At 68.3% G+C, this 13,313-nt stretch carries 14 protein-coding genes; 5 read left to right on the plus strand and 9 right to left on the minus strand.

The window, feature by feature from the left end:
* Positions 1–72 precede the first annotated feature (72 nt).
* A complete protein-coding gene (locus ACW178_RS01515; RefSeq protein ID WP_492024795.1) occupies positions 73–2,970 on the minus strand; it encodes an SEL1-like repeat protein in 2,898 nt (965 codons plus the stop codon).
* A gap of 214 nt (positions 2,971–3,184) precedes the next feature.
* Here ACW178_RS01515 and ACW178_RS01520 point away from each other — a divergent pair, with 214 nt between their 5' ends.
* On the plus strand, positions 3,185–3,397 hold the full coding sequence (locus ACW178_RS01520) for a hypothetical protein (RefSeq protein WP_152949135.1): 213 nt from the start codon (positions 3,185–3,187) through the stop codon (positions 3,395–3,397).
* A gap of 70 nt (positions 3,398–3,467) precedes the next feature.
* On the plus strand, positions 3,468–3,968 hold the full coding sequence (locus tag ACW178_RS01525; RefSeq protein ID WP_287105426.1) for a pyridoxamine 5'-phosphate oxidase family protein: 501 nt from the start codon (positions 3,468–3,470) through the stop codon (positions 3,966–3,968).
* A gap of 45 nt (positions 3,969–4,013) precedes the next feature.
* Here the strand turns inward: ACW178_RS01525 and argF are convergent, their stop codons facing one another.
* The 5 genes from argF to ACW178_RS01550 all read right to left on the minus strand — a co-directional run bounded on the left by argF (position 4,014) and on the right by ACW178_RS01550 (position 8,529).
* Complete coding sequence (gene argF, locus ACW178_RS01530) at positions 4,014–4,928, minus strand: ornithine carbamoyltransferase (protein ID WP_287105424.1); 915 nt, start codon at positions 4,926–4,928, stop codon at positions 4,014–4,016.
* Positions 4,929–5,013: 85 nt separating this feature from the next.
* Positions 5,014–5,421: a GxxExxY protein gene (locus ACW178_RS01535; RefSeq protein WP_182714625.1), complete on the minus strand. Its 408-nt coding sequence runs from the start codon at positions 5,419–5,421 to the stop codon at positions 5,014–5,016.
* A 27-nt stretch (positions 5,422–5,448) separates the two neighbouring features.
* Entirely contained in the window at positions 5,449–6,624 is a 1,176-nt protein-coding gene (locus ACW178_RS01540) for an aspartate aminotransferase family protein (protein ID WP_492024796.1), read from the minus strand.
* 139 nt (positions 6,625–6,763) lie between these two features.
* A complete protein-coding gene (locus ACW178_RS01545) occupies positions 6,764–7,657 on the minus strand; it encodes a M28 family metallopeptidase (RefSeq protein WP_287104208.1) in 894 nt (297 codons plus the stop codon).
* A 38-nt stretch (positions 7,658–7,695) separates the two neighbouring features.
* Positions 7,696–8,529, minus strand: coding sequence for an ABC transporter permease (locus tag ACW178_RS01550; protein WP_287104206.1), 834 nt, complete (start codon positions 8,527–8,529; stop codon positions 7,696–7,698).
* 324 nt (positions 8,530–8,853) lie between these two features.
* Here ACW178_RS01550 and gcrA point away from each other — a divergent pair, with 324 nt between their 5' ends.
* A complete protein-coding gene (gene gcrA, locus ACW178_RS01555; protein WP_054764228.1) occupies positions 8,854–9,390 on the plus strand; it encodes a cell cycle sigma 70 cofactor GcrA in 537 nt (178 codons plus the stop codon).
* Positions 9,391–9,732: 342 nt separating this feature from the next.
* Positions 9,733–9,942 carry a hypothetical protein gene (locus tag ACW178_RS01560; protein ID WP_287104203.1) on the plus strand — a complete coding sequence of 70 codons (210 nt, stop codon included), beginning with the start codon at positions 9,733–9,735 and terminating at the stop codon, positions 9,940–9,942.
* 3 nt (positions 9,943–9,945) lie between these two features.
* Here ACW178_RS01560 and apaG read toward each other — a convergent pair whose 3' ends face one another.
* A complete protein-coding gene (gene apaG / locus ACW178_RS01565) occupies positions 9,946–10,353 on the minus strand; it encodes a Co2+/Mg2+ efflux protein ApaG (RefSeq protein WP_152949141.1) in 408 nt (135 codons plus the stop codon).
* An 81-nt stretch (positions 10,354–10,434) separates the two neighbouring features.
* On the opposite strand from apaG, the gene ACW178_RS01570 reads away from it, so the two are divergent.
* Positions 10,435–11,460, plus strand: coding sequence for a 2'-deoxycytidine 5'-triphosphate deaminase (locus tag ACW178_RS01570; protein WP_287104201.1), 1,026 nt, complete (start codon positions 10,435–10,437; stop codon positions 11,458–11,460).
* An 87-nt stretch (positions 11,461–11,547) separates the two neighbouring features.
* Here the strand turns inward: ACW178_RS01570 and ACW178_RS01575 are convergent, their stop codons facing one another.
* A complete protein-coding gene (locus ACW178_RS01575) occupies positions 11,548–12,840 on the minus strand; it encodes an MFS transporter (protein ID WP_492024797.1) in 1,293 nt (430 codons plus the stop codon).
* Positions 12,837–13,313 carry a cupin domain-containing protein gene (locus ACW178_RS01580; RefSeq protein ID WP_287104807.1) on the minus strand — a complete coding sequence of 159 codons (477 nt, stop codon included), beginning with the start codon at positions 13,311–13,313 and terminating at the stop codon, positions 12,837–12,839. Before ACW178_RS01580 ends, ACW178_RS01575 begins: the two co-directional genes overlap by 4 nt.

The raw sequence follows: 13,313 nt of genomic DNA on the forward strand, positions 1-13,313 counted from the left end.
CGACAGCTGGTCTTTAGCGACGGGGACGGCGCGCCGCCACCCTGGTCTGGGGCTTTGATCCGAAAGCCGGCCTCAGCCCGTCGCCTTGGCGGACTGCTGCGACACAAAGGCCTCGGCGGCGGTGCGGGCGGCGCGCTGGGCCGTGGCGCTGGCGGTCGGGCGCAGACGGTTCACCGCCGCCTGAGCCTCGCTGTCGCCGCCGCGCGCGGCGATCATGTACCACTTCAGCGCCTCGGTCAGATTCTTGGCCACCCCGTCGGCGCCCGTCTCATAGATGCGGGCGACATTATACTGGCTGTCCGGCAGGCCGTGTTCGGCCGCCTTCACCAGCCAGATCAGGCCTTCCGCCTGATTGGCCGCTCCGCCGTCGCCTTCATACAGCTGCATGCCGTACAGGTGCATGCCGCGCGGGTCGCCGTTCTCGGCCGCGCGACGACCCCAACGGCGGCTCTCGACCGGATCGGCCGCGACTCCGTCCGCCCCGGCCAGATAGAGCTGTCCCAGATAGGTCTGGGCCGGGGCGTAGCCGAGGTTGGCCGCCTTCTTCAAGGCTTCGACGCCTTCCGGATCGCCGCTCTCGATCTGTTCCACGGCGCGGTCATAGGCCTCCGCCCCCGCCTCGGCGGTCGGAACGGCGTCGGCGGGCGTCACCGCCATGGCGAGAGGCGAGGCCGCCGGCTCGGCCGCCGCCGGCGCCGCGTCGCGTCCCGACAGGCCGGGCAGGTTGATGTCAGGCAGGCCCGAACCGTCGGCCAGGCTGAGCGAAGCATAGGCGCCGCCCGTCAGGGCCACCGCCGTCACCGAGGCCAGAAAGGCCTTTTTGACGGTCGAACCGTCGCGGGCGGCCTGTTTGTCCAGACGTTCCTGCAGCTTGGACTTGCCGCCGCGTTTCGGCGCCAGGCCGAAACCCTGGCGCGGCGCCTCGACCGGGGTCGGGACGGTCATGGCGGCGCGGGCGGCGTTGATGGTGGAGCGGGTCGAGGAGGCCCGGCCCGCCGCCGCGGCGGCGCCCATGGAGGCGCGCAGACGCCGGGGATCGACGAACTCCGTCTCGCCGCCGAAATCATCCTCGCGTGCGGATACCTCCAGGTCGGGGGTCTCCGCCGAAGCCGGAGCCGCAAAGGCCGAGGTCGCAGCCGGGGCCGTGGCGTCCAGCGCATCCTCGACATCGGCCCCGCCGAAGCCGCCAAACGGCTGAATGACCGGCGCGGCCTCGACCACAGGCGCGGGCTCGGGCGCAGGCGTGACGGGTTCAGGCTCGGGTTCGGGCGTCGCCGGGGCGGCGGCGAAGGACGAGGGGAAGGGCGCCGCCTTGGGCGTCGCCGCCGCATCGCTGGACCAGTCGTCGCCGTCGTCGAAGGAATCGTCGGGGAAGACGGCCGCGCGCCAGTCCGGCTCCACCGGGGCGGAGACGGCGGCCTGGGCCGTCCGCGCCGCTACGGCGCGGGGCCTGGGCTCGGCCTCCGGAATGTCCCATCCCCCCGCCCCGACCGCGATGTCGGCGGTCGGCGCGGCCCGGTCTTCAAAGGCGGGGCGGTCGGCGGAACCGGCTTGACGGGCGCTGATGCTCTCGCGGGCTTCCGCCAGCAGACGGGCCGTGCGCTCCTCGCTCAGCCGCATCCGCTCGGCCAGTTCGCCCGAGGCGCGGTCGTAACGCTGCTCGATCTTCTCGGCGCTTTCCGACAGACGCCGGGCGATGTCGTCCAGCGCCTGCTGCGAACGGCGCTCGGACTGGACGATCCGGTCGCTGAGCTGATCGGAGATGCGGGTGATTTCCCCGCCCAGCTTCTCCAGCGCCAGGGCGTGACGGTCCTCAGTCGCGGTCAGCCTCTGTTCGACCCGATCGACGTGGCGGGCGAAGGTCTGATCGACCTGGGCCGAATGGCGCGCCAGGTCCTCGTCCACCTTGCGGCTGACGGCGCGGGTCACGGCCTCGGCCTGATCGGCGCCCGCCCGTTCGGCGGCCTGCATCCGCGCATTCAGGTTCTGGGCGATCTTCAGGACTTCGCGGCCCATGGCCTCCAACCCCTGGGCGCCCTTGCGCTCGGACGCCTGGACCTGGTCGTTGACGGCCTGAACCGCCCGTTCGATCCGGTCGATCCGGGCACCCGTCTCGGCGGCGTCGAGCCGCTGCATCATCTCGGCGCGGTTGCTGTCGATCTGACGCGACAGGGTCTCGGCCAGTTTCTCGAACCGGGCGGCGTCGCGGGCCCCTTCCGGCTCGACCCGGCCCTCGGCGGCGCGCAGCCTCTGATCCAGATCGGCGAAGGACCGTTCCAGCGCCTTCAGGGCCTCGGTGGTGCGGCTTTGCGCCTGGTCCAGACGCGCCCCGACCTGGGCCAGAAGATCCGAGCCGGCGCCGGGTCCGGCGGCCTTTTCGACCGCCTCCATCCGCTGACGCAGATCCGCCACGCCGGCGCGTTGACGCTCTTCGATGTCGTACAGCCGCCCCGCCAGGGCGCCGATGGACTGTTCGACCTTGCCGAAGCTCTCCTGAACCTGAGGACCGGTGTCCCGTTCGAAGGCGCGCAGACGGCGGTGCCCTTCGCGCAGCTCCTCGGCGATGTCGTCAATGCGCCGGGCCTGCCCCTTGGTCTGGGCGTCATGACCGTCCAGGCGACGCACCAGGCCGGCGACGGCCTGATCGACCCCCTGGATGGCGACGGTCGAACGGCGCTCGGCCGCCTCCAGCCGCGCGGCCAGGGCGTCGATCGAGGCGCTGACCCTCTGCCATTTCTCGTCCGACGGCTCATAGGCGTCGTCCAGACGGCGGGCGCGATGGCGGCGGTCATAGGTGTCGGCGACAGGACCGCGGCGCGGAAGCGTGGCGTAGCCCTCTTCCTCGTCGTCCATGATCATGGAGTTCAGCCACTCGCCCAGGGTCATGCCTGAACGGCGCGCGAGATCCTTGGCGACCTCGCGGGCTTTCGGGTCGATGCCCTTAACACTCCAAGGCGCGGCTGCGCTCACTGATTCGGCTCCCGACCCATGCGGCAAGGCTATAACGCCAATATCGAGGGTGTAAACGTGTGGTTAACCGCAAGATGTTGCGGCCTCTCTCCAGCCTGTGGAAATCTCGCCGCACCCTGTGTTTCTGGGCCGATCAGGGTTAACGTCGCCTTAAGATTAAGACTTCGGCAAGACTTCCCTTGCGCAACCGACCGGGCTTGGGCAGGTGCAGCCGATGGACCTGAACGCCACACTGATCCTGCTGGTCGCCGCCCTGGCGGTCATGGTCTTCGCCGGCTGGCGGGGCGCCCAGCCGCCCAATCCGTTCAAGGGGCCGCGAATGACGCCCTGGCGGTTCATCATGCTGGGCGCTGCGGCCCTGGCCCTGCTCTTGCTGATTCATCTGGCGACCCTGTTCGGCGCCGAACGCGCGCCCTGGATTCCCTGAGCCGTCCCCCGTCAGGAACCCGATCCGAGCCCGACCATTGTCTCCGCGACCCCAAAAGGAGACGCACGACATGGCCGACACCCTGACCCCTGCCCAGGCCGAGAAGGAATTCTGGGACAGTCTGAAGGACTCCAACACCGGCATGCTGGGCCTGGACCAGGCCGGCTACCACCATCAGCCGATGACCGGCTTCGGCGAGCCCGAGACCGGGACCATCTGGTTCTTCAGTCGCGACGACACCGATTTCGCCCGTGACGTGGCCGTGGGCGGTCAGGCCGGCATGTTCTGCTACCAGGCCAAGGACCAGAAGGTTCAGGCCTGCATCCACGGCGCCCTGTCGATCGACCAGGACCGCGCCCGGATCGACAAATACTGGAACCCGGTCGTGGCCGCCTGGTACCCGGACGGCAAGGACGACCCCCACCTGACCCTTATCCGCTTCGACGCCGAGGACGGCCGGGTCTGGGTGTCGGACAAGGGCGCGCTGGGCTTCGGCTACCAGGTCATGAAGGCCAATCTGACCAAGACCCAGCCGGACGTCGGCGGCGTGTCGGACGTGAACCTGAGCTAGGATAGAGGAAGCGGGGCCGAGGTTTTCATCCCGGCCCCTTTTTCATCAGCCTGCGAAACACCAGGCCAGCACCGCCTTCTGGGCGTGGATGCGGTTCTCCGCCTCGTCCCAGACCAGGGAGCGGGGGCCGTCGATGACGGCGTCGGTCACTTCCTCGCCCCGGTGAGCGGGCAGGCAGTGCAGGAAGACCGCATTCGGATCAGCCAGGTCCATCAGGGCCTCATCCACCGTATAGGGCTCGAAGGCCGCCAGGCGCGCCTCATAGTCCTGATCGCCCATCGAGACCCAGGTGTCGGTGACCACGACGTCGGCGCCCTTGACCGCCTCGCGCGGATCGCTGGTCAGGGTCACGGCGGCCCCGCCCTTTTCGAGATCGCGCAGGTCGGGATGGTATTCCGCCGGGCAGGCGACGTTCAGGTGGAAGCCGAACCTGGGCGCCGCATGCATGAAGCTGTGGCAGACATTGTTGCCGTCGCCGACCCAGGCGACGGTCTTGCCCGCGATCGGGCCGCAATGTTCCTCGATCGTCTGCAGATCGGCCAGGATCTGGCACGGGTGCGACCGGTCGGTCAGGCCGTTGATCACCGGCACGGTCGAAACCCGGGCGAAGCGTTCGACGTCCTCATGCCGATTGGCGCGGATCATCACCGCATCGACCATGCGCGACAGGACGCGGGCCGTGTCCTCGACGGGTTCCCCCCGGCCCAGCTGCATGTCCGAGGCGGTGGCGATGATGGAGGCGCCGCCCAGCTGGCGGATGGCCGCGTCGAAGCTGAACCGGGTGCGGGTCGAGTTCTTCTCGAAAATCATCGCCAGGACGCGGTCCTTGGCCGGGGCGTCGGCGTCGGGACGCCCCTGGGGCCAGCCCTTGCGGGCGGCCTTTCGGGCGTGGGCGTCGTCCAGAATGGCGCGCAGGTCGGCGGCGTCCAACTGATGGATGTCGAGGAAGTGGCGGGTCATGTGTGATCCGGTCGAGGCGAAAAAAGTTTCATCACAAAGAGCACAACGGCGTCACGACGAACACGACGGAAGGCGGCCGGTGAGATCATAAAACCAGACGGCGAAAGCCGTCCTTTAGTCTGGGCGTATTGAAGTTGATCAGATAGCCCAATCTGATCTGACTAAACCTCAGATAGGTGAGTATCTGAGCAGTATGGATCGACGCCAGGGCGTCGATCGCTTTCACCTCGACGATCACCTGACTCTCCACCAGTAGATCGAGCCGGAAACCGACATCCAATCGGTCTTCGCGGTAGTGGACGGGGATGGCGACCTGCCGTTCAACGGCAAGACCCGCACGCATCAGATCGCTGGCGAGGCAATGCTCGTAAACCGACTCCAGCAAGCCCGGCCCAAGTTCCCGATGCACGGCGAAGGCCGCGTCCATAACGGCGCGACCGACCTCGTTCACTTTCGGGGAAACAGGCTCCCTCCCGTCGTGGCCGTGGTGCATTCGCCGTGCCCGTTGTGATGAAACCGATCAGGCGGCCCACCTCTCGCGGGCGGCCTCGCAGGCGGCTTCGAACCGGGTGATCAGTTCGCGGGCCTCGTCGAGCGTCAGGTTCAGCGGCGGCAGCAGGCGCACGCAGTTGTCGCCGCCGCCGGCGATCAGCAGCTGTTGCGTGTCGCGCGCCAAGGCCATGAACTCGCGATTGTTCGGAACCAGCTTGACCCCGATCAGCAGCCCCTTGCCGCGGACGTCGACGATCACCTCGGGGAAGCGCGACTGAAGACCCGCCAGCTGCTGCTTCAGATAGCCCGCGACCTCATTGACGTTGTTCAACAGCTCGGGCGTGTTGATCAGCGACAGGGCCTTGCCGCCCACGGCCATGGCCAGGGGATTGCCGCCGAAGGTCGAGCCGTGCACCCCGACCGTCATGCCCGAGGCGGCCTCGGCCGTGGCCAGACAGGCGCCGATGGGGAAGCCGCCGCCCAGGGCCTTTGCCACCGCCATGATGTCGGGCGACATGCCGGCCCATTCGTGGGCCCACAGCTTGCCGGTCCGGCCCATGCCGCACTGGACCTCGTCGAAGATGATCAGGACGCCGTGCTGGTCGCACAGGTCGCGCAGGCCGCGCAGGCACTGCTCCGGCATGGCGCGGCAGCCGCCCTCGCCCTGCACCGGCTCGACGATGATCGCCGCCGTGGTCGGGCTGGCGATCGCCGCCTTGATCGCCTCGTGGTCGCCCCACTTCAGCTGGTGAAAGCCCTGCATGGCGGGGCCGAAGCCCTCGGTATAGCTGGGGTTGGCGGCGGCGTTGATGGCGCCGTAGGTGCGGCCGTGGAAGGAGCCGTCGAAGCCGTAGATGTCGATCCGCTCGGGATGGCCCTTGGCCGAGTGATATTTGCGCGCCGTCTTCAGGGCGCATTCGACGGCTTCCGTGCCCGAGTTGGTGAAGAAGACCACGTCGGCGAAGCTGCTTTCGCACAGGGCGTCGGCCAGGGCCTCCTGGCCCGGGATGCGGAAGATGTTGGACACGTGCCACAGCTTCTCGGCCTGATCCTTGACCGCCTGGACCAGTTCGGGGTGGGCGTGGCCCAGGCCGTTGGTCGAGATGCCGGCGACGCAATCGAGATATTCGGTCCCGTCGGTCGACCACAGGCGAGCGCCTCGGCCGCGTTCCACTTCCAGCGGCGCGCGATTGTAGACACCCATCAGATGGTTCGTGGACACGGGACTAAGACCTCCAAAAGCGATACGGCCCCGACGCGAGGCGCGACGGAGCCGGTTTCATAGGGACAAGGGTTGTCGGATGAGTGACGGTGTTAGTCAACACCGGCGCCATGGGCTTTCGTCAGGGCGCCGCCCGATCCAGCCGCAGCGTCAGGTCGGCGATAAAGCGACCGAAGCGGGCCACGTCCTCGCCGTTCAGATAGGACAGCTTGTCCTCGGTCGAATGGATGCGCTGGAAGACCGGCGGGACGAAGCCCTCCTTCAGGCCATTGTCCTCTCCGCCGTTGAAGGCCAGCCACATCTGGTGGGCGCCGATCGCGTCCTGGGTTCCCAGCGAGACGACCGGCACGCCGGCCGCCGAGAAGACCCGGTCGTCGCTGGGCGGATAGACGGGGAAGGCGATGCAGTTCACGGCCTGCTCCGCGCACTGGCTGCGCAAGGCGGTGAGCACAAAGCCGGACTGGGCGCCGTTGTTCTCGCCGTACATGACGGTGCGGCCGTATGCGGCGACGTCGGCGTTGATCACGGCGTGGATGCGGCTCTTGTCGTGGCTCTCCAGCCAGGCCTTGGCGCCGATCAGGCCCAGTTCCTCCTGGTCGGTCATGACGAAGATCAGCCGGTGGCCGGTCGTTTGGCCCTTCAGCGCCTTCATCGCCTCGATCATGGCCAGGACCGAGCCGGCGTTGTCGACGATCCCCTGCGACATCGAGCCGTCGCGCAGTTTCACCGCGTCATAGTGGGCGGTCAGCACGATGTCCTTGGGGCCGTCGCCCAGGGTGACGACGACGTTCGAGCCGGCCATGGGACCGGTGCGTTGATTGCCGCCCTCGAAGGTCTGGATTTCATGCGGCAGGCCGGCGGCCGTCAGCTGATCGACGATGACAGCCATGCGCTCGGCGTTCGTCGGCCTGACGAAGGCGGCGGCGGCGGTCTGGATCGCGGCCCCGGAATCCTGGGCGGCGGCCGGAAGGGCGACAAGAAGCGCCGCAGCGGCGACGAGCGAACGGAACAGCATGGCGGACCTCCCCAGGGTGATCCGCCAGAGTTAGCGGGCTAGCTCTTCAGGCGCCAGCCCGAACGGAACACCAGCCAGCAGATCGTCCCCATGATAACCATCAGCACGGCCGATCCGATCACGCCGACCGTCAGATTGCTCTCGGCATGGCCGATGAAGCCGTAACGGAAACCGTCGATCAGATAGAAGAAGGGGTTGTAGCGGCTGATCGTGCGGAAGGGTTCGGGCAGGTTCTCGACCAGATAGAAGGTGCCCGACAGGAAGGTCATCGGCATGACGATGAAGTTCTGGACCGCCGCCAGGTGATCGAACTTCTCGCTCCACAGACCCGCCAGCACCCCGGTCATCCCCATGATGAAGCTGGCCGAAAGGGCGAACCAGACGATGGCCAGCACATTGGCGACGCCAAGCGGCGCGAACGGCAGGACGCACAGGGCCGTGACCAGACCGACCACCGCGCCCCTCGTCGCCGCGCCCAGGGTAAAGCCCAGGGTCAGCTCCAGCGGGCTGAGCGGCGGGGTCAGGAAGTCGGTGGCCGTGCCCATGATCTTGGCCTGGATCAGGCTGGACGAGGCGTTGGCGAAGGCGTTGTTCAGCATCGCCATCATGATCAGGCCGGGCGCCACGAACAGGGCGAAGGGCGTGCCGTGCAGCGGCGGCCGGGCGTCCTGAAGCGCGACCACGAAGACCAGCATATAGAGCAGGGTCGTCACCACCGGCGCCGCCACCGTCTGGGCCCCCACCTTCCAGAACCGCCGCACCTCGCGCAGATACAGGGTCTGCACCCCGATCCAGTTGATCCCCGGATAGCGCCGCGGCTGCGGCAGTCCGGACGGGCGGGTGGCGATCAGGTCGGGCGTGGTCTCGGTCATGAGCCGCCAGATGCGCTTTGCGCCCTTGCTGCGCAAGGGAGTGGCGAGTGGTTAGTGACGAGTGGCGAGAAGGCGCGGGCGTTCAGAGTGCGAACCATCGCCGACCGGAAGGCTCAGAGACGGCGGACGCAGCAGGCGCCACTCGCCACTCGCCACTCGCCACTCGCCACTCGCCACTCGAGCGATTCAACATCTGGTTTCTGTGGACAGTGCGATTCGCACATATTGCGTCTGTTAACGGCTGGTTTACGATTAGTGGTAGGTCAAGACCCCAGAGGGGGAGCCTGAACCTAGATATTGAATCCAAACTCGCTGGAGGGTGGCATGACCGCAGGCTGGACTGACGACCGCGTAGGCGCGCTGAAGAAGCTCTGGCTGGAAGGCCAATCCGCGAGCCAGATCGCCAAACAACTGGGCGGCGGGGTCACCCGCAACGCCGTGATCGGCAAGGTTCACCGTCTGGGCCTGTCGGGCCGGGCCGCCCCGTCCCAGCCGGCCCGCACCGCCGCGACCTTCCGCACCGCCCGCCCGCGCCCTGCGGCCCCGGCCGCGACGGCGGCCGCCCAGCCGGCCGCGCCGCGCCGCCTGGAAGTGGTCCAGCCCAAGGCGGTTCAACCGGCCGCTCCGGCGCCCGCCCCGATCCCGGACCTGCCGGGCACGGCTACGGTCATGACCCTGGGCGCCCATATGTGCAAATGGCCGATCGGGGATCCGTCGTCGCGCGAGTTCAGCTTCTGCGGCCGTCGCGCCTCGGAAGGCGTCTATTGCGTCGAACACGCCCGCGTCGCCTACCAGCCCCAGGTCAAGCGCGGCAAGGACGGCTCGTCCGACCTGGCCCGCAGCCTGCGGCGCTACATCTAAGGGCGACATGTTTGGAGGCGCTACCGCGCTTCGCGCGACTTGAGCGCCGCGCGGCTGCGGCGCTCTGCGCTCAAGTCGTGAGCGACCGCGTCGCGAACATAGCGCACTAAAATGAAGCGGGTCATGCCCGCGTCACAGATGCTCCTTATGGAGCCGACCTCCCCCTCGCCGGTTCGCGCAAGCGGCCGGCGAGACTCTAGGGGGCGGGGCTGCGGTTCATCCGGGTTGACGCAGCCCCATCCGGCTTGCTTGCGGCGTCCCCATCAGAAAACGCCCCCTGGGCGCGCAGAGCCACAGGCGGATGTTAGAGAGTTCTTTAACCGACGACGGCAGGGTGGCGTCATGAGCATACCGGACCGCGTCATCGTCGTTGGAGCCGCACTTCCGGCCGCGCTTGGATTTCCCGTCGCGCTGGGTGTGACGCACGACCTCATGGTCTCCGGCTTTGTCGGGATGGCCGCCAGTCTGGTCGGCCTTGCCATCTCCCTGACGCCGCCCGTTCGCCGAGCGAGAGTGCGCCTGCTGCGGCGGAAATACCCCGTCGACTCGTAGACCCTAGTTCAACACCCGCCGCGCACCGGGCGTATCCAGCGAGAAGGCCGGGATCTCGACCTCGAAACTGCGCCCCTCGGCGTCGGTCATATAATAGGCCCCGACCATGGACCCGCTGTCGGTCGGCAGGGGGCACCCGGACGCATAGGCATAGCTGCCGCCCGGTTCGATGACCGGCTGTTCGCCCACCACGCCCGGGCCGCGCACCTCCTCGACATGGCCGTGGCCGTCGGTGATGGTCCAGCGGCGCGCCATCAGCTGGACCGTCGTCCCGCTCAGGTTCACGATCTCGACCTGATAGGCCCAGACCCAGCGGCCCTCGTCCGGGTCCGACTGGCCCGCCAAATAGCTGGGCCGCACCCGGATCAGTATGCCGTTCGTTTCGGCGGTATAGGCAGGACCATCGTGCATGGGCTATATGCTCGCCCCGCCGCGCGCGGGCCGCAAGCGCGACTTGGCGACAGGTCGCGAAAACCGTGTGAGACTGACGCCATGAGTTTCTTCCAAGCGCCCCGTCCCGGCATCCTGCCCGCCCAGTCCATCGAGACCCTGATCGCCGCCGGCGCCATCACGTCCGATACCCCGTTCGATCATGACCAGGTCCAGCCCGCCAGCCTGGACCTGCGCCTGTCGGACCAGGCCTGGCGCGTGCGCGCCTCCTTCCTGCCCGGCCGGCGCAAGGTCGAGGAACGGATCGCCGACGTGGCCATGCACCGGATCGTGATCACCGACGCCGGGGTCGTGCTGGAAAAGGGCTGCGTCTATATCGTGCGCCTTCAGGAGCGGCTGAACCTGCCCAAGGGGCTGATCGCGCGGGCCAATCCCAAGTCCTCGACCGGCCGGGTGGACGTCTTCGTGCGCCTGCTGACCGACCAGGGCGCCAGTTTCGACGATGTGGCCGAGGGCTATGACGGCCCCCTCTATATGGAGGTCGCGCCCCAGACCTTCTCCATCCTGGTGCGACCCGGCACCCGGCTGAACCAACTCAGGCTGAAGGCCGGCGATCCGCCCAAGCTGGAGACCCGCTCGGTCGGCGTTGATCTGCAGGGCGGCGACATCGTCGGCTTCCGCGGGCGCCGCCACGCCGGGGTGGTGGATCTGGACCATATCGACGGCCACGACCCGCGCGACTTCTGGGAGCCCCTGTCCTTGCGTCGCGGCGAACTGCTGCTGGATCCGGGCGAGTTCTACATCCTGGCCTCGTCCGACGACGTCGAAATTCCGGTCGATCAGGCCGCCGAAATGACCCCCATCGACCCGTCGGTAGGCGAGTTCCGCGTCCACTACGCCGGCTTCTTCGACCCTGGCTTCGGCACGGATGAGGCGCACGGCGCCGGCTCCAAGGGCGTGCTGGAGGTCCGCACCCACGATACGCCGTTCCTGCTCGAGCACGGCCAGATCGTCGCCCGCCTGGTCTATGAACCCCTGACGGAGCGCCCTGTGCGCCTGTATGGCGAGAGCGGCAGCCACTATCAAAACCAGGGCCTGAAGCTGTCGAAGCATTTCAGGGGGTGGTGATTAAGGGAGTGGTTAGTGGCGAGTGGCGAGTGGCGAGCCAGCCCCGCCTCTCTGGCCACTCGTCACTCGTCACTCGCCACTAACCCCTCACGTCAGCCGATCCGCCTTCCTCAGTCCCGGGAACATCGCCGACCAGGCGCCGGTCGCAGCCAGCGCTCCGAAGCCGCCGAACACCGCCGCCCCGACCGCGCCCAACATGCGGACCATGACGCCGGAATAGGCCTCGCCCAGTTCGTTCGAGGCGCCGATGAACAGCATGGAGACCGACGAGACCCGCCCGCGCATATGGTCGGGCGTGGCCAGCTGGATCAGGGTCTGGCGCACATTGACGCTGATCATGTCCGCCGCCCCGCCGATCAGCAGGGCCAGGCCGGACAGCCAGACGATCTTGGACAGGCCGAAGGTCAGGGTGCACAGGCCGAACACCGCCACGGCCGAGAACATCCAGCGCCCGCCGTTCCGTCGGATCGGGAAGCGGCTCAGATAGATGGCCATGCCCATGGCGCCGACGCCGAAGGCCGCCCGCAGCAGGCCGAAGCCCTGGGGGCCGACATGAAGGATGTCGCGGGCGAAGATCGGCGTCAGAAGCGCCACCCCCGCCAGCAGGACCACGACCAGGTCCAGCGAAATGGCGCCGAGCACGATCTTGGTCTTCCACACATAGGCCAGCCCCTCCTTGACCGCGTCGATCGGCGACAGCGGATTGGCTTGGGGCGCCGGCTTGCCGCTGGTGCGGATCAGGATGAAGGCGGCGACGGCCAAGAGGAACATCCCCAGCGACACCGCATAGGCCAGGGGCACATTGACGCCCACGATCACCCCGCCCAGGGCCGGACCGGCGATGGCCCCGGTCTGGAAGGCGATGGACTGGGCGGCGATGGCGGGCGGCAGGGCCTTGCGCCCCACCACCATCGGCAGGAAGGCCTGGCTGGCCGGCGCCAGGAAGGCGCGCGCGGCGCCGAACAGGGCCGCGACCGCCAGCAGCCCCCACAGGGGCGGGTTTCCGTGCAGGGCCATAGCCAGGAACGACCCGGCGCAGGCCGCCTCGACCAGGATGGAGATCCAGACCGTACGCTTGCGGTCCCGCCGGTCGGCCATGGCCCCGGCCGGCAGGGTGAAGGCCAGCAGCGGCAGGAACTGACACAGGCCGACCAGGCCCAGATACAGGCTGGCCTCCTCGATCGGATGATCGCGCCGGGCGATCTCATAGACCTGCCACAACAGGGCCGAGGACTGGATCTGGATGGCCAGAACCGCGACCACGCGCCCGAACCACAGGAGGCGGAAATCGCGGATGCCCCAGGGGCTGTCGGGGCCCTCGGGCGGAGGCGGCGGAACCGGCGGGGCGGCGGGGGCGGTGTCGAGGGTTTCGGTGCTCACGTGCGTCTGGGGAACTTCGGATAGGGCGAACCGTCGCGGTGGAAATAGCGGTCCGCGCCCGCGGGCAGGACCATGTCGATGTCGGGGTAGTCGCAAGGGGTGACGGTCGGGCTGCGCGTGCCGACCTCGAGCAGAACCGCGTCACGACCGGATCGGTTCTCGATCCGGTGGCCGTTGGGGACGCCGGCCTTGAACCCGGCGCAGTCGCCGGCGCCAAGCACGGTCTCGCCGTCCTCCTCGACCAGGACGACCTCGCCCTCGACCACCATCACGAACTCGTCTTCGGCCTCGTGCCAGTGGCGCTGGCTGGACCAGGCGCCGTCGGGCAGGCGCAGCAGGTTGACGCCGAACTGGGTCAGGCCCGCCGCATCGCCCAGCTTCCAGCGGCGGCGCGACAGACAGGGGCCGGCGAACGCGTCCGGATAGGTCGTGCCGTCGCCTCTGGGCGCGCTGTCGATGTCGATCTTGGGCAT

The sequence above is a fragment of the Brevundimonas sp. AVps4 genome (assembly GCF_058681525.1).